We start from the raw sequence: 26,371 nt of genomic DNA, 5'->3' as shown, positions 1-26,371 counted from the left end.
AGCTCTCATTGCTGGCCGTGCTTCTGGTAAAACAAATACGTTGCTTCGGTGCATTGGAGAATCTGCCCGCGTTTTGCCCCGGGCGAAGTCCGTTTTTGCGGCTGTGTCGTTTGCTACCTGCTTGGAAATTCTGCTCGAGCAATCGGATAAAGTGTGGGCTGAATACGGCTGGAGGCCTTATGATCCAAAGACTGGCCGGGGTAATTTCGTCATGTTCAAGAAACCGCCCGGACACTGGCCAAAGCCCGCGTATGCCCCTAAAAAGTATGACAACTTGATCACGTTCATCACGGGTTACGCTCTGCAGCTGCAAAGCTATGATCGGCCTAATACAAACCGTGGCTCCAATAACAGCCAGGCCTTCATTGACGAAGCCGCCTGGTTCAAAGAAGATTGGGTAAACAAGATTCTCGTGCCTTCGGTGGGTCGGGTACCCTTAACGTTCGACAGCCATTTAAATAACTCGTTCATGTATTTCTCTTCGAATCCCTGGCATCAGGAAGGGCAATGGGTGTACAAGTTCGAAGAGCTGGCCAAACAATTTCCCAACAAATACTACTTTCAGGAGACGACAGCCTTTGAAAATCCCTTCCTTCCCGCTGGGTATTTAGAGAACGCTCAGCGTACTACTCCGGAACTCGAGTTCGCAGTCGAATACTTAAATCAGCGGCTCACCGAAGTGCCGAATACCTTCTATCCGAGTCTGTCGACAGATAAGCACTTCAACCTGGCTGCTCAAAACTATGAACTTGACGATGAAACGGGTTTGTGGGTGATTACAGAGAACGACTATCGTACCGACCAGGTACTGGCCGTTTCCATGGATGCCAACGCCGGGTTTACTTCGTGTACGGTTTGGCAAGAGACGCTGGCTCTTCAGGAAAACTGCATCGATGCAATCTTTGTGAAGCCCGACGTAAAGGATAAGATCAACCTGGTCCAAAAGCTGGCTTTTAAAGTATTGGATCAGTACAAAAACCACCGCCGCAAGGAATTGCATCTGTACGGGGACCGGAACGCGAAATCGAAATCCGCACAGTCGACCACCACTCAGTTTTCAGTTTTTGCCGAAGTATTCCAAAAAGAAGGCTGGAAGGTGGTTTTGAAAGCCACAAGCTTCAACTGGCTCCACAAGGATAAGCACTTCTTTATTGACGATATCCTGAAGGAAACGAAGACCCATTTGCCCAAAGTACGCTTTCATCCCAAGAAGGGCCGTGTCGTGGTCACATCGATGCAACGCACACCCATGGATCCAGACTTTACCAAAAATAAAGATGCTGAAAATAGATCCGGCCCACAGGAGTTAGCTCCGCACTTTGGCGATACCGTCGACTACTACCTAACCCAGAAGCACGGCAGCCGGTACAAGCGTAATGGTTTCGCCGGTACCGGATCCCGAATTCCTCTGATCGGAATGGTAGGTTAATAAATAGTCCTTATGTTCTTATTTCTCCGCCGATTGTTCCCGCTGGTTTTCATCCTGCGGGAACGCAAACGCCAGGCACGAGCCAGGCGAAAAAAACACCAGATGGGCAACCGGCCCGCAAACCCCGGGCACTATCCCTGGGGAGATCAATTCCACCCCTAAAACTACCCTTATGCAAGAAATGATTGGTAACCTGGTTAATCAGGCACCCCTAATTGTGATCGTTGGCTACTTCCTCAATGAGTACCTCAAACGATTAAACAACTACATCAAACGAACGGATCAGCTACACGACCGGCTGCTGGAGTTAGAAATCCGGCTCCGCGTTGATCTGGACCGCAAGCGTTATCGGGACGATGACGACGAAGACGATGATTAAATCCGTCCTTTAGGAAAGCTTTACGAGGCATCACTTTCGAAGAAAAAACGAACAGCTGATGCCTCGCTTTGTACCCGCCACCTATGATCTGTCCGTGATCCGTGGCAATCTATTCGAGCAGTCCTTTGAACTGCCTCTCATCTTGCCTCCGGAAGTTTACCGTTTCGAGTGCCAGGTCCGTCTGGCCGGTACCACTAACCCGGTCATTGCTTTTACAAGTGCTGATGGATCCATTAAAAAAATGGTCAGGTTATCACGCTTCACGCTACGGCTGATCGCATGCGAAAAATTCAGCCTGGCAAGTATCGCTATGATATAAAATTCTACACCTCGTTCGATGACATTCAAACTCTTCTGGAGGGAGCTTTCATCGTTAAATCCTCCGTTACTGTACCACAATGAATCAAATTAATCCTACCGCCGTCGTAAAACTTTTCATAGGTGATCCGGTACCGGACGTTATACCTGGCAAGTCGATTGAATACGTCTGGCACGGCACCCACTTGGGCGTTCGTCAACAAGGGGAACCTGAGTATCACTTTGTAAACCTGAAAGGGGTTCAAGGAGACAATATCGAATTCAAATGGGAAGGTACCCGCTTGGGTGTTCGTGCTCAGGGCCAGACGGAATATACCTTTGTGGATCTAGAAGGTCCGCCTAATGAGCCATTCGGCGAAATGGAGCAGATGCTTGCGAAAGCTATCACAGAAGCCACGTCGGCAGCAGGATCCGCATCATCGGCCAAAGTAGCCATGGAGGCTGCTCAGACTTCCCAGGCGTTGGCCGCTGGATCCGCGTCGGCCGCAGACAATTCGGCCCGGGCCGCTGCGGGATCAGCTACAGGGGCAGTTCAGGCAAAAGAGGCTGCTCAATACTCAGCGGCTGCTTCGGCTTCATCGGCCGAAGTGTCGATGGCCGCACGTGGTGAAACTTTGATCGCGGCCCAAGCTGCTCAAGCTTCTCAGGGATCGGCCGCTGGATCCGCTTCGTCGGCCGCAGGATCAGCGGCTGCTGCGGCTGATTCAGCTACGTCAGCCAACCAGGCTCAGCAAGCGGCTCAGCAGGCTCAGACCGACGCACAAGCAGCCCGCACGGATGCCGTAAATGCGAAAACGTCAGCCCAAACTTCAAAAAATGCAGCTGCAGGATCCGCAACCGACGCGGCTAATTCGGCTACGGCCGCAGCGGGTTCAGCTGGTGCGGCTGATCAGGCTAACGTAGCTGCTCAAAATGCTCAGGCCAGTGCAGAAACCGCCAGAGCTGGAGCAGAGTCAGCTCTGGCAGCAGCTCAGGCCTCTCAAACTGCGGCCGCTGGTTCAGCTACGACTGCACAAACGGCCCTGGCTGATACTGTTGCCTATCAGGGGCAATTTGCAAGCCTTACTGCATTCGATTTTATTGAGAACCTTTTTCCAAACAGTGCGAGCGGCCCTACCTCACGGTTGGAGTTAGGTCAACGGGCGGGGAGTGCCGCACCGGATGGGGGGGTGGCTCAACTTTTGATCGAGTCAACCGTCGTAAACGTTGAACACGTTTTTTCCTACCGACATACGAAGCCCGCGGTTGCTCAGGAAATTACCTTTTCAATTTTCTTGAGGGATGCAGGACGGCCGGTGATGACCGTATGGTTATTGCAAAATTTCGCCTACAGCAACTACCGTCGTTACCAAGTTAACCTAACTACAGCGACTGTTACCCAGGTGACGACGCAGGGGAGTGACCCTACTAACGTCACGAAAACCCAACTTATTCCAGTAGGAGGGGGGTGGTTCCGATTAGTCTTCACGTTTATTACTGCGGCTGACCCTCTTTTCGGGGTTCGGTTTGATTTCATTAATCCGTCAACTCGCTACACCGGGGACGGAGTAAGCGGTATCGAGCAGTACGGCCCTCAATTTTCGCTTACCAACCGTGCGATCCCATACACGGAGACAACTGGCCAGCCTATACCTAAAACCTCTTTCCGGGTACTCAACGACAGTGCAATGGGCGGGGTAACCCCTTCTGCTGAATTGCCAGCCTCACAGCAGGCTGTAAAGGCGTTTGCAGCTCCCTTGTACAAACCGTTAAGCCTGACCAGTACAAACCTCACCTTAGCGACAACCGATGTCAGCAAGATCATTCCAGTGGATTCGATTGCCGTTACCCAAGTGACGATTCCTTTGCATTCGAGCGTAGCGATTCCGGTAGGGGCCGAAATCGTAGTCCAGCAGCAGGGACTTGGATCGATAGCAATCCAGCCAGCGACCGGCGTAACGATTCGAAGCAAGGGCGGGCGTATGCGAACCCAGCAAGTAGGCGATACGCTTATGCTTCGTAAAACTGGCCAGAATGAATGGTTTTTGTCGGGTGATCTGGCCTTGCCTTTAAACCAGTTTACCGCGTTTGCCGCATGGGGTTTAAGACGGTTGACAGCGGGTTATACTGGTCCCGTTTTGCAGGTTCGCCGGGCTTCAGACAATGCCGAAACCGACGTATTTTTCGATTCTCAGGACGGCGTTTCAGGATTTTCCGCCGTGTCAGCCGGTGGGCGATTAACCGATTGGGCGGCAGGCACTACGCTATTTGTCAAGACGATATATAACCAGGTGGGGACTCAGCATTTTACGAACGCTACGACCGCACAACAGCCCCAACTATTCCTGACAGGAAACGCGAAAAATAACGGGTCTTTCATTCGCTTCATCGCTATAGAAAGCCGCATGAGTGCAGGATCAGCCGCTGACTGGACGTTCCTGCATGATGGGGTAGGCATGTCGCTAGATTTTCAGTTTGCCAATATCACTGGCTATACGAGTAACCGCATGGTATTGCTAGGGACATCGGCCAGCTCTGGAGAGCCGGGCTTTTGCATCTCAAAAGATTCAGCTACGGCCTCTGTGTGGACTAACATCTTTAGAGCCGTAGGGGGAACATTTGTGACAGGGCTTCGCTCGAATACCCTTAATACGTTCGACCGGCTGGTTGTAACGACTTCTTCAGGAGTTACTCCCAACATGACCGCGAGAACGGATCGGGGGCCGCTTACTACGGCCTATAACATGCCGCCAAGCAGCTTGGTACCCGTAAAGCCCTTGTTTATCGGCGGAATCGCAACCAACAACAACGTAGGATTCGATTTTGATAGGCTCATCCTTTTTAAAAGTGTCCTTTCTGAACCTGAAATTTCCCTCATTCAATAATGTTTCATCTCGCTGATATTGAAATGCTCCCCTTAGAGGGGGGCATTCTTCGACGCTTACTCGTAAGCAAACACCGCCGTCACATCGATCACGAAGCCCGCACAATCGTGCTGGAGGTAGCCGTACTCCATTACCGCAAACAAACCCAAGTAATTGAAGGAGTGGAAATCACCGAGGAAATTCCAATTGCTTACTTTGGAAAAGGGGATGGCCTGAAGCGTTACCGGCTCGAAACTTCTGACCGGAAGCTCGTGGATCCGTCGACGGGTCTCAACGTACCCGGGGGCACGCCCGGAGCCATTCCAGAGTTTGCCTACTTCGAGGGGATGCTTGCCTTTCTTACGGAATTAGATTTAGTACAACGGCTGCTTGAGAGTAACGTAGAACGCGGCCAATTCGACTCTTCAACTTACGAAGTACTCTAACATTATCCGTCCTTTCCCATGCCTTGAAACCAACCCAATTTCGAGGCATGGAAAAGGACGAACCTACAATTCAACGCCGGTCGGTGTTGGCTGCCTTTCACAACGATCTAGATGATGAAGGCCAGCTCAAAAAGCACGACTTCAGATACCTCAAAACCAACAACCAGGTTGGTCAGAAGATCGGCGTGACCAAGTGGTTTTCCAAACTTGCCGACGTTGACCAGGCTCCCCGGGATGAAGATGCTGATTTGACTCAAGAAGAACCTGGCAAAAAGGCTTTCTATAGCGTCAAGCATAACAACGTCATCCTGGTCAAAGAAACGCCCACGTCGAAAAAGCCCAAAGCAATCAAGTTCCGACTTCTGACTCATTACCGGCCGCATGGATTCAACGTGTGGTTCCGGATTATACACCCCACTGACTAAAATGGTAACCACCTTATCTAAAACCACCGGCTACGTCGGTAACTCAACGCACGCGGCAATCGTGACGCTTGTCGGTCGTCAGGACCAGGCGTTTACTCAATCGCGATCTTTTTACCAGGCATCTTCTGCACTATATCCTGATCATTTCCCCTGGGGACCAAATGATGCAAAACCCAACGAAATGCACAAGCTCATGTCAGAAAATGATAAGGCTCTGCAGTTTATGGCCACGAAAGTGAAGTTCTTATCGGGTTCAGGAGTCGGCGTTTTTGAAAAGCAAGTCGTCGATAACAAGGTGCAGCACATTCCCTTTTATGATCCGGAGCTGGAGGACTGGCTGGAAAGTGAAGTGCTCGAATATGTGAAGGCGGCCGCCTGGCAGTGGGTGTTCTCATGGGGAGCCTTTATTGAGCAGCATCTTGAGCAAAGGCGTACTACCAAAGGCCTGGGCATTTGGGCAACCCTGAAAACCCGCGATCTGTTTGAATGCCGAATTGCCCGCGGTAAAAACGATCAAGCTAATGGGTTTGCCCTGTGTGATAGCTTTGGCTCCTATCATAGCCGGATGGCTAAAAAGGTACCCGTACCGGCTTTTAATAAATTCCAGCCGGACGCTCTTCCATTCTCGATCCAGTTCGTCCGCGAACCCATCCCAGGTCAACCGTATTACCCCTTTGCGGGCTGGTGGGGTGGAAACAAGGTAATGACGCTGGCCAACTTAATCCCGGAGTTCCACATTAACGGGATCCGCAATGGCTACAACATCAAATACCTGATCAAAATACCGGCTGATTATTTCGACTATCTGGACTCAGAAGATGCCAAAGATGCCGCCTTCTTAGCTCTACAGAATCAACTGGATACCTGGCTTTCGGGAGTGAAGAACGTCAATAAGGCTCTTTTGACCCGGTACATGATAGACCCTCAATCAGGCAAACCTATTCCGGGCGTGATCATCGAGCCGATGAAAAACGAAATGAACGATGACGCTTTTGAAAAGATAGCCGGTTACGCCGACCGTTCAGCGGCTGCTTCTCAGGGACTGCTGCCGGTGATGGCTGGCATCGAGATGGGTTCGTCATCGGGCGGATCCGGAAGTCAGATCCGTCTGGCCTACGATTACGAAATCATCAAAAACGCACCAGATCGAGGACCACTGCTCCGGCCGGTGCGAACGGCCGCCCGGATCAACTTCCCTGAGAAGTTCCAGAAACGGAATCTCGACTTCCAGATCATCGATACGCAAATGACCACGCTCGATCAGCAGCATGGTGGTACCAAGAAAGTTTCAGCTCCCATCGACTAATGCCACTCATCAATTCCACCGAAATCCTGAAGCTACACGTGCCTGGCTTCAGCAAAGACAGCAACTTCAAACAGATGCTGCTTTGGGTTCAGAAGGCTGAACGCACGTACTTACTACCCAAGATAGGCCGGGAGCTGTACGCTGCTCTGGAAGACTACAAAGGGGATGCCTACGACGTACTACGTGAAATGGCTGAACGCACGGTCGCTTGGTACGCCTACTATTTGGCCCTCCCGTATCTGGATATTTCGGCCGGTGATCTGGGCCTTAAAACGCAAATTTCTGATAACTCTGATCAGTTACCCAAGTGGAAGTACATTGAGCTACTCCGGACGACGGCTGATACGGCCGATCAGGAAATGGAGGACTTGCTTTATTTTCTCTTTGATAATGCAGAAGCGTTTCCGGAGTGGTTAAATTCTACCACTTACAAAGCCTGCAACGAGTACTTTTTCCGGACGGCCCGCCAACTCACCATGTTCTTGCCGCTAACCCAGAATCGGTACCGCACCTACACGGCTTTGCAGCCGTATATGGCTCTTTGCGAACGGGAGCTAAGTGAAGTACTTACCAGCACGCTTTTAAACGAACTGAAGGCAAAATGGCAGCAACCGATGTATATGGGCTGGCTCTACCAGGAACAGGAGCTGCTGGACCTGTGCCGCGAATACATAGCTCCCCAGGCCATGCTTATGGCATTGCCGGACCTTAAGTTTAAACTGTATCCTGATGGCTTAAAAATATCGACTTACGAGGATGCTTTTGCTCAGCAACCTTCAGGGTCTCAGGAGCGGATTTCACAGCAACAGCAAGCCAAGTTGACCAGTGATGCCGCCGCTGCCATGGCCCGGATCAAGACCTATCTTGAGCGGTCCGCCAGTGCAACCGTCTTTCCCTCGTACTACGAGCGTAAGCTGGCCAGTCCCCAACGCACCCCTCTTTTTCTTACCAATGACCATAAAAAATCCTTTATTCTGTAAGCCATGAAAATGCAATCTCGCACGCTTCAGCGAAACACCCCTAAAACCGTATTTGTCAATCCTTTAGAAGCTATTGACTCAAGTGAATCGGCCCCTGATTTTTCAAAAGCAGAAGCTGAACTCAAAGCCGAATCGGACCGCTTGGCAGAAAAGACTCGCCAGCTCGACGAGCAAAAGAAAGCTGCTGCTGATGCTGAACACGATCGCCAGCTCAAAGAACACTACGATCTGACTGAAGAAGCCGAAGGATATCGGGCTGAAGCCGCCCGCACGAAGGATGAAGATACGAAAGTGCTCATGCTTCGTAAGGCCTCCGAAGTGCAAGACCATGCCGATGCTCTGGGGCGTAAGCTAGGATTATTCTTCAATGATCCGACCCCTGTAGAAAAGGTGGTAGAGTCAAAACGCTGGGCAATACCGGCCCTGCAGGTGTCTGGTCTCCTGTTCTTCATTTATTACTGCTACAGTAAGTTTTTTATGCTTCGTGCTGAGATCATCCTGCAGAATAAAACCCAGGAAATTCAGTCAAATCCGTACGGATTAGATTCGATTCAAAAACTCTTTTTTGAGAAGCTGGCCCTTGGGTATAACCTGCTTTCCGTGCTGGCGATCCTGGCGATCTTTTTCCCCCGGGTACTGCTGTACATGCTTCCTTTTGTAAAATCTAAAAAAGACTTCTCTTCTGAATTTGATCAAAACTTAACCTCATGGCAACGTATCCTCGTTACGGTCTTATTGGTCTGCTCATTCTTGCTTTCGTTGGCGTTTTCGCCCAAACCGTAAGCAATCCCAAGGTAAAGAAGCCGATCGAGACGCTCGAACAAAAAGAAGAGCGTCTCCGGCAGACTTGGCTGGACTCAGCAAAGGCCGAAAGTTGGGTACGTGAAAAAACGAATCATAACGACCACCCACGAATTTATCTCTATAACAAGGTTGCCGGTTCCCCCAAAACGGCACCCTACTGTGCAGCAGGCCTGTATTTCACCGCTACCCGGGCTGGGATCATGCTGCCGATTAAAGGGCCAGCAGCTGTAAAAAGCTGGTTTGTTGATGCCAAAAAGGTGATCTATACCAGAACCACCGGCCGGTTTATCAAAATGCCCAAAAAGATGGACGTCGTCTGGTTGTACCAGTCACACATCGAAGGCCTGGCAGAACCTATTCGGCGGGATATTGAAGACGACGATTATATCACAACAGTTGCTTTTAATAGCCAGGGCAATAATCCCAAGCAAGGCGTATACTTTCCCATGCGTCGCCGCTGGCGGGACGTTCGCAAAGTCGCCAACCACATTACCCCCTACGTCAAATCCCTTGAGGAACCGAAATCACTGTGATGAAAAAGCTATTCGAAAAATTTGTCGACGATTGGGAAGTCTATACGGGAATGAGCCTGGTGATGGTGATAATACTATTCATCTGCTTTTTAATGGTCGATTGTGTTGGCGGTAAAACGATCACCGTCACTGGCCAGGTTCTGGAGCATCGCTATAAACCCAGTTGGGTTGAACAGACCTTTGAAAACGTTCCCTACGATCTTGGTAATGGCCATACAGCTTACCGCATGGAGTATCATACCTATCACCATTCAGAACAATTTTCGCTGGTAGTTCTTGGCCCAGATGGTCCAGAAAGCCATTCGGTCAATCAAGCTCTTTATGTGTATTACCGCGATGGACAGGATGTGCCGATTCGAAGGCGGATAGGAGCTTATTCAGGTAGATGTCTGACCTCCTGGATATCCTCCCGTTGATTTATCTTGAAAAAGGCGTTTGCAGCCAGTAAACGCCTTTTTTATTCCTTGTATTTTGCCTTTTTATGAAACGATTTCATATTGAATATAGCTGGTACGAACTGCCCTCGTGCTGGAAAGAAGTTCCAGCCAGCCAAGTGCTTCCCATTCTCTTGGCTGTATACTCAAATGGCCGTACTGCTACTGGCCGCCTGAAGGTGCTCAGTTACATCAATCCGGTACCGCCTAAAACCTTTAAGAAACTCGTGGCTTGGCAGATCAATGAACTCTGCAGGCTGATCGATTGGACCTTTGAAACACCCATCGATGAGCAGCCCTTTGAGAGTTTCTCTCACCAGGGAGTGACTTATTATCTGCCTGGACCAGCCTTGCAGTCCGTGACTTTTAATGAGTTTGTTACGGCCTTAACCTACCTCTATCAGTTCTACTACGTACCCGAAGAGCGGCCAGAGAACCTCACTAATCTCATTGCCACGTTGTGCCGCCCGGGCGTGACCGGCTTAACGCCGCTTTCAGTCGGCTACCAGGGAGATCTCCGGGAGCCGTTTAATGAGCATACCATTAAAGCCCGGGCTAAAGTCTTTCTTAACCTGGAGGCCGGAATTGCAGCCGCTGTCCTGCAGTATTTCGTCTCGAACTTTCGGTGGTTATTTGAGACCTATCCCGTATTTGAGAGCTCTGGATCCGGATCCTCGCAGGATCCCGATGCCGAACCTCATGAATTCGCCTGGCTGGATCAACTTCTGACCATTCGGGATCTGGCTTTCCAAGTCGCCGAAACCAAGCTCCTGGGTACCGTGCAGCAGGTTGAAGCCAGTAACATCACCCTGGTCTTTGAAACCCTTGAGCATATCAAAGAAATGCAGGATACTGCCCCCAAACATTCCCCTGAAGAAACGTATGAGTAACCTCCTAAAACAGTTTGAAGAGTACTTCAAACGCTTTGACGAAGAGTTTGGCAGCGTCTACGTGGCCGAAACAGAAGCAGTAGTCCGGGCCTCCAAGCATGCTGATGAATTTGCCTATCCGCTATTGCACCTTGAGCTGCCTACGATTCGCACCCAAGGAACCAATGAAACCGCAAACGCACGCTATAAAGGGCTGGCTTGGGTCATTGTAAAATTGGAAGACTACGAATCCCGTAACGAGGCGTTTGGGGGTGCTATAGAGCTAATTCAGACTGTGATCAAACGCATGCGTGAAGATGCTTACGAGCACGATGAACTACTTGAATTCACTTACGATGTCGAATTTGAGCCGATCCGGCCTTTATGGGTTGACGACGCGATTGGATGGGAATTTAACTTTTCAATTTTAATGCCTGGTGGACTATGATCGATCCCTTTTTATCTGAACTCTCCTTTCGTCCCCTTAAGCTGGCTCGAAACCGTATCGAGCACAATATAGCACCCATAGATCCAGAGACGGTTCCTGACCGGACAGGCCTTGAGTATCACCTTGAAATCCGAGTTCCGGATTTTACCGGATCAAGTACCTATCAAACACTACTGACCTTGCCAGGCCGTGAAAAGCCTCCAGTAATACAGGGAGAAATAGCCAGTTACGAAGGAGCCTTTTTCCCGTTCCACACCGAGCTTGACTCCATTCTTGAACGCAAAAAACCAGAATTTGAACAAAAAGGCCTTTTTATCATTAGTTCGCTCACAACGCCTTATATTCTTGCAGAAAGTATAATGAGTCCATTCTTTCAAATGAGTCGCTTAAACAGCCCGGAATGGGCCATAAAAGCGGGTTTGCTGGAGGAAGATTTCCAAGGATGGGGTGAACGCTTCTTTTCGACGTACCAGGGAGCCAATCGTCCGTTCCTGACTTGGCAGCCCGACCGGCCGCTGGTAAGCGGAAAGCAGGAGGTTTATTTATACTTCCTAATGAATTTCTCGCCCTTACCCACTCAGGTACGCCTGCGGGCTGAAATTACTTATTTTGACAAGCCTGCTGAAACCATCACGGTGGACTCGCTAGCGGGTGTACAGTACTGCCAGATCATGGGAGCTCCGGTAGGACCGGCCGCCTTGGGTATTCAGGACGCCAGCCAGGTTAAATCGTACAAAGTATGGCTCGCTAACCAGGATTTTATGCGGTTTTCTGAAGTCCGCACGTACGTTATTGATCATCGGTACCAGGCTCAGGAACGCTGCCTACTCTTTAGCAACTCCTTCCACGTATTCGATTCCCTGCGTTTAGTAGGTAAGGGGAGTGAGTCACTCAAAGTTTCCCGCTCGATGGCCAGCCGTGAACGGCCGCAAGCTGCTCAATTGGATTTTTCTGAAATGTACCTCATTGATCGTACCGGCGATCGGGAACTCACCGTATCTACGGGTTACTTTCCTACGTGTGGTCCCGAGCAGCTGCGTTACCTGAATGAGTTGCTGCTCGCTGAAGAATGGTACCTGGTTACTGAGAAGGGACATCAGCCGCTGGAGTTAATGACCGATAGCATTCTGGATATTGAAGCATCGCCTGGACTCATGTCGAGAACCTTCTCTTTTCGCTATACCGCTCAGCAGAATAACTTCTCAAGTCTTCTAGTAGCTCCGGAGCAGGAAGCCCGGCCAGTATATTGGCGGGGGATAGGCTTTCAACACCTTTTGGATCCCAATGGACTCCGGACTGGCAACGGCCGTCCGGTAAAACTGGAGAAGCGTTATGCGGACGACGATACGCCCTTCGTCCCCTTTATCGTCAAGCCTAACATGCCAGGGGATCCAGATTATATCGCGGCCGTCCCTATTCCTGGCATCGTTAAAGGATCTACTCCGTACCCCAATGTGGCAATTTCCCGGATGACAAGTTTTGTTAAAAATGATTGTCAAGTGGGTTACGTAGGAAACGCTGCACCTATCAGTATTGCAGCTGGTAAGTATGGAGGCGAAAATTCCGGAGAAGCTGATGCGAAGGCTGAAGCTGAAGCCAAAAGCCTGGATACGCAGGAGTATGCTAATCAGTACGGAAGCTGCGTACGTGGTGGCCCTCAGTACTACACCGTGGCTCCGCCTCCAGCTGGTTTCTTTAGTCTGCGTCTGATCCGGCCAAAAGGCAACTCAACGGGTCTGGCCGGTGGTCCCGGTATCGAAACTGGCGATCGCAGTAAGCCCGCCCATGGGAATACCTGGTTCCTTTCGGATTGGGCCGGTAAACCTGGGAACTACGTGTATCTGAATTCGCCCACGGATATGATCTTTCCTCGAAATGTCAACTACTACTTCAACGTCTCCGGATGGAATATGCCCCTGACGTTTACCATGTTTATCAATGGAGGGGAAGTGCCTGCCTATAAGCGAACGTTTACTCCGGAGGAATTCCAAAACGCTCCTACGGCCTCAATCGTAAAAATCACCCCATTTGAAGGTCTGGTCATTCCTGACAAGGCTTTAATCTACGTAGAAGTATCGCAATAATGGTCGAATTACGCATTAATGGCCAGGTCATTGACCTGGCCCCTTCAGCAGGTGCCAGCTTTGAAAAAGTGAATCCATATTTCACGTATGAGGACATTTATACCGACCAGGTTCAAGTACCCTCCATACCGCTCAGTCAGCGAAACCGACGAATATTGGGTTTTCTGGATCTTCCCCGTTTAGGCTCCAACCTTCCCCGATTTTTCCTGCAAAAGTTTTATAACGGCCAGCTGATCCACGAAGGCCTGGCCCTGGTGACCGACGTGACCGCGTTCGCCATTCAAATGACGGCCGTACAGCCGATCGGAGAGTTTTTTGGAGATTATCAATTCCAGAAATTATCAGAGATCGATCTGGGCACAGTGCCCAGGCCGGGGGTGATCACGCCAGTGCTTTTAGATACTGGCCAGCCCGCGTACTGTTTTCCGACGATCGTTAATCCGGATTACTACGGGACTAATGGAGGCAGCGTAGGATACTCTGGGAGAGTGAATCATTACGGCTCCGGATCCTACCAGGCTGGTCCTTTAGTGCCGATGCCGTTTCTTTCGTACGTTCTTAAAAAGATCGCGGCCCTTACCGGCACAACGCTTAAGGGTACCTTTTTCCAGCATCCGGTTTGGTCTCAACTCGTCCTGTATAATACCCGGGCCTTGGACTCCCAGCAGCAGATCACGCTCACCCGACATCTCCCCGGGGAAATGACGCTGATCCAGCTGCTGATCGAACTCCGGAAACTCTTGAATCTGAGCTTTACGTTTGATACGGTTAACAAAGTGCTGGAGATCGATGCGACGGATGATATCCTGAGCACACCGGCCACGCTTGACTGGTCGGATAAACTCGTGAAAGGGGGAAGAAAGATCATCGAAAGAAACCGTCGCCTGCAGCTGTCGATGTCGCTGGATTCAGGGGATCAGTTGCAGAAAGATAAACCAGAGCAGTTGGCCGATTACCTGACTCCAGAGTTTGCTCCGGATCTATCCATTGCCAAACTCACCACGTCCTTCAGTACGCTGCTGATCGATCAGGAATCTGGTTTAGCTTCGACTAAACAAGTAGGATCCACCGAACTCTTCTCCCAGCTGGCCAGTACCTGGTCGCCCCGGCTCCTACTCTGGAACGGCCTGCAAAGTGGTTTGCCCCGGGCACTGCCCACACTGGCTGGAAAAAGCCTTTTTTGGAATGGGGTAGGAGGTGTGTTTGAAACCTGCTGGCAGCGAACGGAGAAGTTTAGAAGGGGGTTATCTTATCTGGATGCTCAGATGATTCTCGACGAAACGGATATTGCTACACTAAATTTCAAAAAATCAATTCATGTTAACGGATGCAATTACTTCATAGTTAGAGTATCAGGAAATTTACCTTTAACATCAACAGTATCAACTCTTCTAGTACTAGAGAATTGATTTATATTAAATGTTAATTTTGTAAGCCCCTTATCAATGGTTTACCAAATGAAACATTCAAAGCAATACCTAGTAGTTCTTCACAAAACCGATGAGTTACAAGCCGCAAAAACTAAACTTAGTGAGCTTGGATATGAGTATGCATCTATGGATGACGCTAAAAAAGAAATGATTTTATCTGAGAGATTTTCAGATAATGATGAATTGACAGTTCTAGTGATTAAGGTTGATGACAATGTAGATGCAAAAAAAATCTTTGCACAGATAGAGTCAATAGTTTCAGAGATAGAAGTTATAGAGTTTCCCGCTGAAGTTTAGCGAATACTGTCCTTTCAAAAGCCTTTCTAGCCCCATAGTTCCTAAAAAAGGCAAGACTATGGGGCTTTCTCTTTCCTCTAAAAGATTTCAGGCATTACTCGAACAATTTGTTCGGGAAGCCGTCTCTGAGTTTCAACGCCGTATTCGATCAGCTGGACTGGAGCTGACTGGAGAGTTGCTGGACTCTTTTAAAATCAAATCCCTTCAGGCCGGTAACACTTACATCTCCCAAATGGTCGAGACGGCCGGTTACTTCCGCATCAAAGACTTACGCTCGATGCATTACGCCCGCATGCCACCATTGGCTGCCATGGAGTACTTCGTCGAAAAAACCGGAATCGACCGCTTTTACGTACCCGGCTACGGTGATCGGACTCCTTCTTCAGAAACCATTGCCATCGAACGGGTTGCCTGGGCTATTCGTAAAGCCCGGATGCAAAAACCTGACGTGAAACGGGGCTACCGAGGGATTTACAACGAAGTAGTCAAAGGAAAAATGGGAGCTCTCCGGAGCGAAGTTTCCCAGGCCGGTGCCCGCCTGGCTATTCAGGAATTGAGAGAGATCCTTGCCGATTAACTACCCCCAAAAATTTATGCAAACTACCGACAAACAGGTGCTGGAGTTTGGCATCGAGGGCAAGTCCGCTATGGAGGCTCTTGATAAGCTCGAACAAAAGGCAAAAGACCTTAGGAAAGAACTTAAGGAAATTGAACAAACGGATCCGCTTGGTAAAAAGTCTGATCGCTGGAAGGAACTGCGTCAGGAAATGAACCAGGTGGAAACGACTATTCGTGCTGTCAAAAAGGAATTTGACATTGCCACGGCGACCTATGGCCAGATGGAAAAGCAGGTCCGTACGCTTTCCAAAGAGTTAAAAACACTTGCTCCAGGTTCGGCTGAATTTGTGGCCAAAACGGCCGAACTCAATAAGGTCAAAACCCGACTGGAGGAAGTTAAAAAGGAGGTTGACGGAACCTCTAAAGCTCTGGAAGAAAGCCAGAAAGCCGCCGCAGCGTTTCAGAAAAAATTGCTGGAGAGTAAAGACTCCGGTCTTACTTATTCCGAGCTGGGTCAAAAGGTCGAACTCTTAAAAAAGAAACTGGCTGAGCTCCCCGTTGAAAGCCAGGAATTCATCGACACCAGTAAAAAGTTACAGCAGACAAAGGCGGCCTACGATGAAGTGACCCGAAATGTAAATGGCACTACGGAGGCTCTGGCTAAGAGTTCGAAAGAGGTAGCAGCTTTTCACAAAAAACTCCTCGAAACGGATGACTCCAAGCTTACCCTGGATCAGTTGGGACAAAAGGCCGAATTACTCCGTAAGAAGTTAGGTGAGCTCCCCGTCGAAAGTCAGGAATTTATCGACACCAGTAAAAAGCTCCAGCAGACGAAAACCTATTACGACAACGTCAAAAAGTCGGTTGATGACGTTACCACGGAGATCAATACCCAGATCAAAGCGACCAAGAATAGCGAACTCAGCTACGGTGATCTAAAGAAAAAGGTGGAACTCCTGAACGCTGAGCTAAAAGAGTTGAAGCCTGGTACCGAAAAGTTTATCGCTGCCACGAAAAACCTAGCTCAAACCCAGGCCGATTTGGGCAAAGTTGAAGGGGATGTAAAGAAGATCAGTGCTGAATTTAAGAATGGTGAGAAGGGGGTAATGGGCTATATCAGCACTTTTACCACGGGTTTTAAGGGAATACTGGCAGCCAGCGGGATCCTGTGGCTTCTCGATACGATCATCTCGATTGGTAAAGTCATCTTTGAAGACACGGCCAAGTTTGAAAAGTACGAGGCCGTTCTTACCAACGCCTTTACCAAACCTACGAAAACCGCTGCTGAAGCAAAGGTTGCCGCTCAGCAAGCTTCTGCTGCTGCCAAAGAGTCCATGCAAGCCTTACAGGACATGGCAGCCAAGACTATTTACGGGGTTGAAGAATTGACGGATGGGTACGTAAAAATGGTCAATCGGGGTATCTACCCGACTAAAAAAGAGATGATGGCCATGGCCGATTTAGCGGCCAGCAGGGTAAAACCTTTGATCAGTACGTCGAAGCTCTTTTAGATGCTCAGACCGGCGAAATGGAGCGTTTAAAAGAATTCGGGATCCGGGGCAAGAAAGCCGGGGATGATCTGAGCTTTTCTTTCAAAGGAGCCACTACGGAAGTGAAAAAGATGGGAGATGGATTCGACGTTGTCATCAATGGCAAAGTCGTCAAATCCTTTAAATCCCAGGAAGAAGCCGTGAAGGCCGCGATGGTGTCGATGGGTCAGATGAATGGCGTAGCGAATTCTAACGCTGCCATGATGGAAACGATGTCCGGAAAAGTTTCCAATATGAGTGACGGCATGCAAGCCCTCCGGGTAACAATTGGCGAAGGGTTGAAACCGGTCTTTGATTTCTTTTTGAATCTGATTTTAAAGGGTATCAATTTCTTTATTGAAATGACCGAAAAGTCTGGACCCTTTAACATGATCCTCCGGGAAATGGGGGTATGGTTTGGCAAGGTGGGGGAGTATGTCATGCAATTGGTATATATCCTTTTTCCCGGCCTTCAAAACCAAACTGCTTCAGCCGGTAACACCATGAAGTTTTTGAGCGGAATCATGGCCGTACTTCAGACGGCATTGGTAGCAATTGTGGTCACGGTCGGCACCCTGATCAATACTTTTGGAATGCTGCTATCCGCTGGAGATGCTTTAAATAAGTTTTTTAGTGGGGATTTTGCCGGAGCTACAGCAGCCTGGGATCAGGTCAAACAGCGTGGTACAAACATTGTCAAAGGGTTTACAGATGGCTTTGACTCCGTAAAAAAAGCATGGTCTGGAGCCTTTGTCGATGCTCCCAAAAAAGTCACGAAGGAAGCTGAACTTGCGGCTGGTGATCTTTCCCAGAAAACGCAGAATGTCATTTCTGAAACCGAAAAGAAAGCCGGTGAAAAACGGGCCAAGGAGGCTTTTAAAGCAACTCAGGATTCTATCAAGCGTACAGATGATCTGAAAGTAAAAGCCATTGAGAATGATCTGGAGCGGGAAAAGGCTGCTGAAGAAATCAGGCACAAGCGGGAGCTGGACCGTATTAAGAATTCCAAGGCCTCTAAGGCCCAGCTGGATCGGGAGCGGGAAGCTGAAGAAACCCTTCACACCCAGAATATTGAGAAAATCAAGGCCGATGCCCAGAAGCGTCAGGATCAACTCAATGAACGCTGGCTGGAGGATGAATTCGTTAAGAAAATCAAAAAAGCCCAAGGATTTGCTGATTCGGAGTTAGCCATTGCCCGGAAGTCAATTGCGGATAAGGAGCAACTGGCTCAGATGGAGAAGAAGATCCAGGACTGGCTGAAGACCGAAATTGACGGAATCCGGAAGGCTCAGGCTGAAGACGAAGGGAAAGTTGCTATTAACCGCCAGAAAGCTCTTAATGAATTCGCCCGTTTGACCATGGAAATGGAGACGGACGAGTTGAAGCGTAAGGAGAAAAAGGCCGAACTCGAAGCAGGGTATGAAAAACTCCGGATTGAAAAAACAATCACGGATGAAAAGGAAAAGGCCGCTGCTCTGAAGCTACTGGAGTCAAATACCAAGCGTGATATCGAGTTGATTAAAACGGAGTACGCTACCCGGGAGCGGGAGCAGAATGCCAATCTCCGTAAGCTGGAGTATGATGCCAATGTCGCAATACTTAACTCTCAGGAAGCCTTAGCCGGTAATAATGCCCGTCGCCTTTTTGCTATCAAAAAGGATCGGTTGGATCTGGACTTAACCTATACGAAAAAGAGTCTGGATGATGAACAGGCAGCTGAAGAAGAGAAGGCTCGTAAGTCGATTTCTAATAAAGAAGTACTGGAAGAAACCCTTACGGCTATTCAGGCAAAGTATGATGCGTTAAGAAAAGCGAATCAAGACCAGAATAATAGTGAAGTAGCTGCTCTGGAGGCAGATAAGTTAGAGCAGCGTCGTAATCGCTTCTCAGCCTTTACCGACGCAATCAACGATCTGGATCAGGGGAATTATACCAATGCTATCGGCCGAATTGCTTCCCTCTTTCAGAAAGACTCTGCTTCCCTATCAGCCCGGGCCAAGGCTGCTATGGAGTATGCCGATCAGGTAGGGGCTATTGCTAACGCTGCTACCAGCTTTCTCAATAATTTGGCCCAGAAACGTGCTGATCGGGAAATTGCTGAGTCTGAGCGAGCTAAAAAACAACGACTTCAGGATTTAGATGAGCAACAACAGGCCCGTATCAAACAGATTGAGACGGAGAAAGCAGCCGAGATGGAACGTCTGGAGCAGGAGCTGCTGGCTCAAAAGCTTTCTAAAGCAGAATTAACCGATCTGAATACACGGTTCACCCGGGAGAAAGAGCGGCTCGAACTCGACTATCAAGCAAGGATTAAAGCCGCTCGTGACCAGGGCAATAAGGAGGAAGCCGAACGCCTGCAGAAGGAACGTGATGATAAGGTTTTGACGGTAAAAGAGAACTTGTACCAGACCAAGCTCGGAGCAGATGGTTCTAAGAAAATTGAGCAGGATCTGGCCGATAAAAAGACCGACATCAATAAGAAGTATGATGAGATGGCCATCGATGCCAAGGAGGAGTTCGAAGCGACCAAAAAGGACATCGATGATAAAGCTGCAGCTGACCAGAAAGCTTCAAAACTTAAAGCCTGGAAGGCTCAGCAAAAGGCCGATATAGCCAGTGCCGTGATCAACGGGGCCGTTGCAGCCGTGAAAGCCCTGGCTTCAGGTATTTTTCCCCTAAACTTGGTATTTATGGCCGCTACCATTGCAGCCAGTGCTATCCAGGTCGGCATGATCAAGTCACAACCGGAGCCTACGTTTGCCAAGGGGGGTAAAGTCAGGAATGCTGGAGTACTCGAAGGCGGCCGGCACGGATCCAAATACGGTGAAGGTGGGATCGCCATGGTGGACCGGGCTAGCGGCCGGGAAGTGGGTGAAGCTGAAGGTGGTGAGTATATGTACATTCTCTCAAGAGAAGCCTCCAAGTACCACGAACCCTTACTGGATCAGCTAACCTGGCAAAGCCAAAACCGCAAACTCCAACCGATCAACACGTCACCCTCGTACCGCGATGGGGGAAAGCTAGGCGGGGATGGTGGCTCGTATAGCTCTTACGTACCTGTTGCTCCGTTCTGGGAAAAAACGTTTGCCCTGTTTGGTAGTAAGAAACGTAAGGAAGCTGAACGAATGAAAGCTGAAGCTCAGGCAGAAGCTGATAAAGCTCAGGCCGATGCTGACGCCATGATGAAAGACCTGGGAGCCGCTGGCGGATACGATGGGGCTGATATGGCCGGAGCGTCTGCGGAAGCCAGTGCCATGGCCGCTCAGGCTCAGGAGCAGGGAGAAATGCAGTTACAGTTCCTTCAGGACATCCGGGATGCCTGTGTTGAAAATTCGGCACTTTTAAACCGGGTTGTAGGCACGACCGCTGAGACGGCCGGAGCCGTTCGTAACGTGGAAGGAGCGATTTGGGGAACCAATCAGGCGGGTCGACTCGACGCGATCATCGGCGGGATTTCATCTTTATCTGGAAAGTAAGTATATTTAAAAGCGAATTCACCTATGCTAAAACGTATCATCTTCGAATTACTCTTCTGGCTGTTAAGCCCCCTTCCTTTTTTGTACTATGCCCTGCGTGCCCTCCGGACTGGCCGGTGGGCAAGTATCCTGACTAAAGTACTATTGCTTCGCCAGTCTGCCTTTGATCGGGTTTTCAATAAGTTTAAGTACCGAAAGCCCTGACGCACTTTTTGTGAATTTGATTATCCCACATCCGTATAGTTCCGCCCCTATAAACTAACTTAATCAAACCACCGAGTTGTCATGCGTCGTTATAAATTCGACATCCCCGTACCTACCTATGTAGAAAAGTACCTCCTACAAACCCACCTGGTCAAAGACGGTATCATTACGCTTAGAAGAGACGAGCCACTTGGCCGCCTGGTTGAATCGTTTTTAGAGAAAAATCATACGAGTGTACCCACGAAGAAGCCCTCGGAGTGTCACATCACAGTATCGATGTATCAAGAGCCGAAGCTACTGCACATCCCGCCGATACGAGCAAAAGTGTTGGGATTGATTTTAAAAGAACAGTTTGAACAGGCTGTTATAAACTACTGTCTATCGGGTTACACCTTTACCAAGTCTTACGAGCCACATGTCCGCCGTTTCTTGGATATGTATTCGATCACTGATGATGAAGTGTCGGTAAACTCCCTGGCTAAAATTGTCAAGGATTGGGAAGCGAAAATGGCCTCTCACCAGCAGAAGTTCCAAGGTGATTTGACCTTCTACCAGGCCATGTCTGTGGCCGTTTAGGTAGAAAAAAAATAAAAAAATTTCACGGCGTTTCGTCAGCGTTTTCGGCGATTGGTCAGCAAAAACGGTGTTTCGTCAGCGAAAACGGCGTTTAGTAAGGTTGGGAATTAGGCTTAAAAGCCTGAAACGCCGTGAATTATAAGTTTTTCAATAAGCGGGAACCCTAGCAAAACCCGTCCGCTCAAAAGCCATGAAATTAACGACTGAACGCGTGGGGAATTGGGCATCTCAGCCAGCCCCAGGCTACCTAAACCGATTAGTCCTGATCGACATCGAGCAGGTTGAATCGATTGATCTTCCTTATGGAGTGGATCCGGACTTTACCTTACCTATCAGCTGCATTAAATTCAAGCCGGAAGCCGTCATCTATATATTCAGCTTCCCAGCAAAAGAGGCCTCACTCAACGAATCCCAAGGTGAAGGTGAGGATGGAAGCTCCTACAGTCCTGCAATCAGTATGCGAATACCTCGCAATCATCCCAAACTTTCTGCCTGGATCAATAAACACCAGGGCAAGCGTTGGCTGGTCTGCTGGCGGGAACGATCAGGTCTCTATGGGATGGCAGGAGAACCGGGTAACGGTATGGCCCTGGCCACTTCCCGGAGCGTTACCGATCAAAACACAACTTTATTTACGTTTTCTTCCCGCTTTGCCCATCCCTACTATTATATAAGCTCTTTACCTTCCCAAAATCCCGGCTCCGCGTTCTCTTCGGCCTTTTCTTTCGCTTTTGGGGGTAACTGAGCCTATCATTATCGTCCTTTAGATCATGTCTGTCATCGCGGAAGTTCGTAGCCTCAAACACTACAACACGCGACGGCAGCATGACCGGACATACTTTTTCAGGCCTATGGTACATTAATGGTGATTTTGCCAGTCAAATGAGCGGAATCATCTTTCCCCGCCTCCAGGCAGGGAAGGAACCTTTTCCGTCTTATCTGCGAGCTCAGTCTTCTTCTTCACTTCTCGCTTCGCCCGAAGACGAATTTGGCGATCAAACCGAGGATCGCTACCTCTTAAGACAATTCCAGAAAGCCGGTGGGGGTAAAGTAGCTGTTATCCCCATCGAAGGAAGTATGAGCCGTAATGGCTATTGCAATATTGGCAATGAGCAACTTGCCCGAATCATTGCCCTGGCTAAGAACGAACCCTCCATTCATGCCGCTGTCCTTCGCCCGTATTCCCCGGGAGGTACCGTCGACTCTACCCGGATGCTGGCCGAGTCAATCATTGACTTTCAGAAGGCCAAACCGATGATCAGCCAAACTCCCTTTTGCTGTTCAGCTGCTTACTACGTTGCCAGCCAAACCCAAGAATTCTGGTTAGAAGACCAAACCGAGACCCGGATTGGGTCAATCGGTGTATTGGCTGTGTACTTGGATGAATCCAAAGCACTGGAAAAAGAGGGATTAAACGTACAGATCATCCGGGCGGATGGCAGTGAGCAGAAAAACCGGGTCAACGGCATCGAGCCGCTTACACCTGAGCTAATAAGCACCATGAAAGCGGAGATGACAGAGGCTCGAAATGAATTTGTAGGGTTTGTTCGCCGGGGCCGAGCAGGTAAAATCACTAGCGATGAAGCGTTTAATGGGGCTGTTTTCAAAAACAAAAAGTCACTGGAGCTAGGTCTTGCCGATCGCGTTGGATCACTATCCCAGGCCATCACGCGGGCCTTACAACTCGCAAAAAATGCCTAACCCCCAAACTTAAATGTCAAAACAAACCAAACCCATCACGCAGGTCATGTCGGACCTTTTTCCGAATTCGGCAAAGGTTCTCAGTGAGCAGCTCAGCACCGAGCAATTTAATTCTTTCACGACCGATGCCAGCGAAGCAGCTGCTCGCATCGAAGCTCTCCAGGATGGCAACAAGCAAATGAAAGCTGATTTAGAAGCTGCTGTTACCCGGGCCACTACGGCCGAAGCCAGCCTGAAGGATCTGCAAGGCAAGCACTCCACGCTGGAGGCCGAAGCCAATGGCCTTAAGGAAACCAACGGTAAGCTGCAAGGCTGGTACGATAACCACAAAGCAGCCATCGACAGCTCAACGAGTAAAGCTGACGCCAGTGAAGGGGAAGGTGCTCTACCTGAGAAGATTGCGAAGCTCAGTGCCAACCACCCCAACCGGATTGCCTACGAAATGACCGTAGCCAACGCTGCTAAGAGAAAAGCGAAATAAGAGCCTGAATAACAATACTAATGGCCCCGCGTGCTCCCCGTTTGCCTGAGTTATGGGCAAGCCGGGAGCCAGGGCAAAAATCCCAAACTTAAACTATGCCCTATACTTCTTCCACCCCTGATGTTTCATCACTTCCCCAGGACGTGATGACGCTCGTTGAAGAGAGTCCTGTCCTGATCACCGATATTATTCGGGAAGGATTTGAATCTCTTCAAAACGATTTTACCACTACCTACCTTGAAGATCAAGCCTACCTGTACAGTCTCACGGCGTTTGACGTGGCCCGGGTAGCTGATGATGACTTCAAGCCCGCCAAGGCTTCTGCCTTAAACCTGCGTAAAGCTCAGCTGCAGAACGTTGATTTCGACTTCTACATTCCTCGTTCTCAGGTATTGAGTATCGCTTTATCTCATACTCGCCAATTTACTGGCGTATCTGATGTGAATGAAGCGTTAGACAATCCGTTAGAGCTGATGTTCCTTCGGGAAGTTCTGCGTGCTCAGGGCGGTTTCATGCGTAGAAACGGTTCTTTTAAAGGGAGCCGGAACGCTGCTGGTACCGGAGCTGCTAATGCAGTGGATGGTATTCTGAAAAAAGTCGCTGCCGGTACTGCAGGCAGCGATGCAGATATTCCCGAAGAGCACGTGATCACCCCAGCGGCCGCTCTGGATGAAAAAAACGCTTACGATCACGTTCAGGGTATCTGTGATGCAATCCTAAAACACAAGGAGGATCTTCTTTCGTATCCCTTGGAAATGCGTCTTGCTAAAGCAACCAAGCTGAAGTATGATCGGAACCGCCGTACGAAATTTCCGCAATCCGTTGGACCCGGTGAAACCGCTTCACATCCGGATGATTACGACGGCATCACGTTCGTAGAAGATCCTGGTCTAGCAGAAAAAGACACGATCATCGTTGCCCCTAAATCAAACCTGATTTTCGGTATGGATTCTGATGTAGGTATCAATAAAATCAAAATTATTGATGACCTGAAGGGCTTGAAAGTCAACGTATTCTTCCGTGGTCTTTTCGACTATGCCTACGGAAACTTCATGTTCCATAACGGCAAATACTAGGGTTTAGCCGCCTTCCTTTCCCCCTAACTTAAACTGGATTCGGCTACTATTTAGGAGCCGAATCCTACTATCAGATCAAAGTATATACCATGAAAAAACTTAAAAATTATAGCCATTTGATCGGCTTTTTAGTATTTGGGGCATTTCTGTTTGGTCAGCAAATGCTTCTGAATCTTTTCAATGTACCTGGTGGATCCGCAATGATGGGGGCTGTTGCCCTGGTGGGTCTACGTCGGAAGATTGGTGGGGCAAAACCTGGTGGATCCAAGCGTTTGTACATCGCACCCATTGACCGTTTCCAGGACGTAGAGTGGCCCAAATATGAAGATGGGGTAGCTGGTGAGATTGCAGGCACCATCCCCCTGATCTCAACCCCTGCAGCCGCTAAATTCGTCGAAATCCAAGCTGCTTACGATACAACTAAATTTGGTTTTGCCTCAAAAGGTAAAGTAGGTAACCAGTCTTTCGAGCACAATATCACCTTTAAAGTTTCCCGGATTGATAAGCAGTCGATTGCACTGGCCACGTCTCTGCTGAACGTGCCTTGCGTGATCATTGCCCGGGGTAACGACAACCAGCTCTATGTGATCGGTACTACCGAGGTGCCGCTCGAACTTGAAATCAGTGGGGATTCAGGTGCAAAAGGTGCTGATCCGAAAGAGATGACCTTCACCTGTAAGAATGATGGCTACATGACGCCGGTGTTGCCAATGAACAACTCGGTAGTGTTCGCCATCGAACCCCTGCCTGCAGAAACCGTCTAGGCAGGCCCGCCCGGGCAGCCGCCACTGCCCGGGCTTACTATTCACTTTCACTTTTTACAACAAGATACTTAGATTTTAAACAGATGGCACTCGTCAAATACGAAATCCCTGCCGGTCTTCAGGAACAAGCCGAAACAGAGCATTACTACATCGATGGCCAGACTCGTTCGGTTTCATCCATCCAGGATGATAAAACCGCTGAACGCGTAATTGAAGCCGGATGTAAGCTTTTTAAAGCAGTAACCCAAAGCAAACCCAAATCCACACCCGCACTTAACGCTGCTGCAGAACCAGCGGCAGAAGTTGAAAAAAAGTAATAATTAAATAGCAATTCAAACCATCTAACATTTTCATCTTGGTTTCAATTGATTAACGTAATACTGAGTAGTAGTTCTAAAAAATAGCCCGGTCTTTCGGGCTATTTTTTTAACCAAACGAACCCTTATGGCATCAATCGTAAAACTCCAGGCACAACTCCACCTGGCTCAGCTGGCACAAACTGCCAATCCTACAGAAGCAAATCGAGCAAAAGTCAACGAAATCCTTGCACAACTCGCAGAAGCTGGCGACCTTAGCTCCACAAGCAGCACACAAGTTATTCCTCCAGTAGTACAGGAGGTAAAAAAAAAGGAAGTGAAACCCAAGGCTCCGCCAAAGGCAACAACTCCCAAAGCAACCTCCCAAGCGAAGGCTCCAGCGAAACCGGCCGTAACGCCTCCAGTAGCTCCCCAGCCCCAGCAACCAGGGGAGTTGACGAACTCCTCTCAGAACTCCGCAGAGTCAACCGGGAAGCTTCCCTCAGAAGTAACCGACTCGCTGACACAACCGGAGCAGAACGAGCCCAACTCGTAAAAGAGATAGTGAAGCTCGATAAGGAGCACGGTGATCTTCAAAGAGAGCTTGAAAAAGCCCATTTGAAGGTCGAAAAAAAGTAAACCGTGCTTTTTTCTAACACCTTGAGTATCAATTTTCAAAAATTTT

General features: G+C 49.2%; 28 protein-coding genes. All 28 read left to right on the top strand.

Annotated elements, in window-relative coordinates; genetic code table 11:
• Positions 1 to 40 precede the first annotated feature (40 nt).
• The 28 genes from BWI97_RS07250 (at position 41) to BWI97_RS07115 (ending at position 26,242) form a co-directional block, all read left to right on the top strand.
• Positions 41 to 1,429: a hypothetical protein gene (locus BWI97_RS07250; RefSeq protein ID WP_102200537.1), complete on the top strand. Its 1,389-nt coding sequence runs from the start codon at positions 41 to 43 to the stop codon at positions 1,427 to 1,429.
• Between the two features lie 12 nt (positions 1,430 to 1,441).
• The gene (locus BWI97_RS27615; RefSeq protein ID WP_158242707.1) at positions 1,442 to 1,591 is read left to right on the top strand and encodes a hypothetical protein; all 150 of its coding nucleotides are present in this window, start codon (positions 1,442 to 1,444) and stop codon (positions 1,589 to 1,591) included.
• Between the two features lie 10 nt (positions 1,592 to 1,601).
• Positions 1,602 to 1,808 (top strand): hypothetical protein, encoded by a 207-nt coding sequence (locus BWI97_RS07245; RefSeq protein WP_102200536.1) that lies wholly within the window; start codon positions 1,602 to 1,604, stop codon positions 1,806 to 1,808.
• A gap of 58 nt (positions 1,809 to 1,866) precedes the next feature.
• The gene (locus BWI97_RS07240) at positions 1,867 to 2,127 is read left to right on the top strand and encodes a hypothetical protein (protein ID WP_102200535.1); all 261 of its coding nucleotides are present in this window, start codon (positions 1,867 to 1,869) and stop codon (positions 2,125 to 2,127) included.
• 79 nt (positions 2,128 to 2,206) lie between these two features.
• On the top strand, positions 2,207 to 4,990 hold the full coding sequence (locus tag BWI97_RS07235; protein ID WP_102200534.1) for a hypothetical protein: 2,784 nt from the start codon (positions 2,207 to 2,209) through the stop codon (positions 4,988 to 4,990).
• Positions 4,990 to 5,415 (top strand): hypothetical protein, encoded by a 426-nt coding sequence (locus BWI97_RS07230; protein WP_102200533.1) that lies wholly within the window; start codon positions 4,990 to 4,992, stop codon positions 5,413 to 5,415. The genes BWI97_RS07235 and BWI97_RS07230 overlap by 1 nt, the downstream gene beginning before the upstream one ends.
• A gap of 47 nt (positions 5,416 to 5,462) precedes the next feature.
• A complete protein-coding gene (locus BWI97_RS07225; RefSeq protein ID WP_102200532.1) occupies positions 5,463 to 5,840 on the top strand; it encodes a hypothetical protein in 378 nt (125 codons plus the stop codon).
• Position 5,841: 1 nt separating this feature from the next.
• Complete coding sequence (locus tag BWI97_RS07220) at positions 5,842 to 7,146, top strand: hypothetical protein (protein WP_102200531.1); 1,305 nt, start codon at positions 5,842 to 5,844, stop codon at positions 7,144 to 7,146.
• A complete protein-coding gene (locus BWI97_RS07215) occupies positions 7,146 to 8,126 on the top strand; it encodes a DUF6712 family protein (protein ID WP_102200530.1) in 981 nt (326 codons plus the stop codon). Before BWI97_RS07220 ends, BWI97_RS07215 begins: the two co-directional genes overlap by 1 nt.
• 3 nt (positions 8,127 to 8,129) lie before the next feature.
• The gene (locus BWI97_RS07210) at positions 8,130 to 8,909 is read left to right on the top strand and encodes a hypothetical protein (RefSeq protein ID WP_102200529.1); all 780 of its coding nucleotides are present in this window, start codon (positions 8,130 to 8,132) and stop codon (positions 8,907 to 8,909) included.
• Positions 8,834 to 9,463, top strand: coding sequence for a hypothetical protein (locus tag BWI97_RS07205; protein ID WP_102200528.1), 630 nt, complete (start codon positions 8,834 to 8,836; stop codon positions 9,461 to 9,463). Before BWI97_RS07210 ends, BWI97_RS07205 begins: the two co-directional genes overlap by 76 nt.
• Positions 9,463 to 9,879, top strand: a complete 417-nt coding sequence (locus tag BWI97_RS07200; protein WP_102200527.1) for a hypothetical protein — start codon at positions 9,463 to 9,465, stop codon at positions 9,877 to 9,879. The genes BWI97_RS07205 and BWI97_RS07200 overlap by 1 nt, the downstream gene beginning before the upstream one ends.
• Before the next feature lie 65 nt (positions 9,880 to 9,944).
• A complete protein-coding gene (locus BWI97_RS07195; protein ID WP_102200526.1) occupies positions 9,945 to 10,787 on the top strand; it encodes a hypothetical protein in 843 nt (280 codons plus the stop codon).
• On the top strand, positions 10,780 to 11,214 hold the full coding sequence (locus tag BWI97_RS07190) for a hypothetical protein (RefSeq protein ID WP_102200525.1): 435 nt from the start codon (positions 10,780 to 10,782) through the stop codon (positions 11,212 to 11,214). The genes BWI97_RS07195 and BWI97_RS07190 overlap by 8 nt, the downstream gene beginning before the upstream one ends.
• A gap of 377 nt (positions 11,215 to 11,591) precedes the next feature.
• Positions 11,592 to 13,298, top strand: a complete 1,707-nt coding sequence (locus BWI97_RS07185; RefSeq protein ID WP_102200524.1) for a DUF5977 domain-containing protein — start codon at positions 11,592 to 11,594, stop codon at positions 13,296 to 13,298.
• Positions 13,298 to 14,707: a hypothetical protein gene (locus tag BWI97_RS07180; protein ID WP_102200523.1), complete on the top strand. Its 1,410-nt coding sequence runs from the start codon at positions 13,298 to 13,300 to the stop codon at positions 14,705 to 14,707. The genes BWI97_RS07185 and BWI97_RS07180 overlap by 1 nt, the downstream gene beginning before the upstream one ends.
• A 48-nt stretch (positions 14,708 to 14,755) precedes the next feature.
• The gene (locus BWI97_RS07175) at positions 14,756 to 15,025 is read left to right on the top strand and encodes a hypothetical protein (RefSeq protein WP_146010889.1); all 270 of its coding nucleotides are present in this window, start codon (positions 14,756 to 14,758) and stop codon (positions 15,023 to 15,025) included.
• 58 nt (positions 15,026 to 15,083) lie between these two features.
• Positions 15,084 to 15,602: a hypothetical protein gene (locus BWI97_RS07170; protein ID WP_102200521.1), complete on the top strand. Its 519-nt coding sequence runs from the start codon at positions 15,084 to 15,086 to the stop codon at positions 15,600 to 15,602.
• 16 nt (positions 15,603 to 15,618) lie between these two features.
• Positions 15,619 to 17,094, top strand: coding sequence for a hypothetical protein (locus tag BWI97_RS07165; RefSeq protein ID WP_102200520.1), 1,476 nt, complete (start codon positions 15,619 to 15,621; stop codon positions 17,092 to 17,094).
• A gap of 17 nt (positions 17,095 to 17,111) precedes the next feature.
• Positions 17,112 to 20,588 carry a hypothetical protein gene (locus BWI97_RS07160; RefSeq protein ID WP_102200519.1) on the top strand — a complete coding sequence of 1,159 codons (3,477 nt, stop codon included), beginning with the start codon at positions 17,112 to 17,114 and terminating at the stop codon, positions 20,586 to 20,588.
• A 285-nt stretch (positions 20,589 to 20,873) separates the two neighbouring features.
• On the top strand, positions 20,874 to 21,368 hold the full coding sequence (locus BWI97_RS07150) for a hypothetical protein (protein WP_102200517.1): 495 nt from the start codon (positions 20,874 to 20,876) through the stop codon (positions 21,366 to 21,368).
• Positions 21,369 to 21,558: 190 nt separating this feature from the next.
• Entirely contained in the window at positions 21,559 to 22,113 is a 555-nt protein-coding gene (locus tag BWI97_RS07145) for a hypothetical protein (RefSeq protein WP_102200516.1), read from the top strand.
• Between the two features lie 80 nt (positions 22,114 to 22,193).
• A complete protein-coding gene (locus BWI97_RS07140) occupies positions 22,194 to 23,069 on the top strand; it encodes a S49 family peptidase (protein ID WP_102200515.1) in 876 nt (291 codons plus the stop codon).
• 13 nt (positions 23,070 to 23,082) lie between these two features.
• On the top strand, positions 23,083 to 23,550 hold the full coding sequence (locus tag BWI97_RS07135; RefSeq protein WP_102200514.1) for a hypothetical protein: 468 nt from the start codon (positions 23,083 to 23,085) through the stop codon (positions 23,548 to 23,550).
• 95 nt (positions 23,551 to 23,645) lie between these two features.
• Positions 23,646 to 24,626, top strand: a complete 981-nt coding sequence (locus tag BWI97_RS07130) for a hypothetical protein (RefSeq protein WP_146010888.1) — start codon at positions 23,646 to 23,648, stop codon at positions 24,624 to 24,626.
• Between the two features lie 89 nt (positions 24,627 to 24,715).
• Positions 24,716 to 25,390 (top strand): hypothetical protein, encoded by a 675-nt coding sequence (locus tag BWI97_RS07125; protein ID WP_102200512.1) that lies wholly within the window; start codon positions 24,716 to 24,718, stop codon positions 25,388 to 25,390.
• Between the two features lie 83 nt (positions 25,391 to 25,473).
• Positions 25,474 to 25,707 carry a hypothetical protein gene (locus BWI97_RS07120; protein WP_102200511.1) on the top strand — a complete coding sequence of 78 codons (234 nt, stop codon included), beginning with the start codon at positions 25,474 to 25,476 and terminating at the stop codon, positions 25,705 to 25,707.
• Positions 25,708 to 25,834: 127 nt separating this feature from the next.
• Positions 25,835 to 26,242, top strand: coding sequence for a hypothetical protein (locus BWI97_RS07115; RefSeq protein WP_102200510.1), 408 nt, complete (start codon positions 25,835 to 25,837; stop codon positions 26,240 to 26,242).
• Positions 26,243 to 26,371: the final 129 nt, after the last annotated feature.

It is taken from the genome of Siphonobacter sp. BAB-5405 (genome assembly GCF_002872335.1).
Lineage (GTDB): Bacteria > Bacteroidota > Bacteroidia > Cytophagales > Spirosomataceae > Siphonobacter.
Note: the sequence above shows the minus strand (reverse complement) of the source record. Positions and strands in the feature narration are given on the sequence as shown.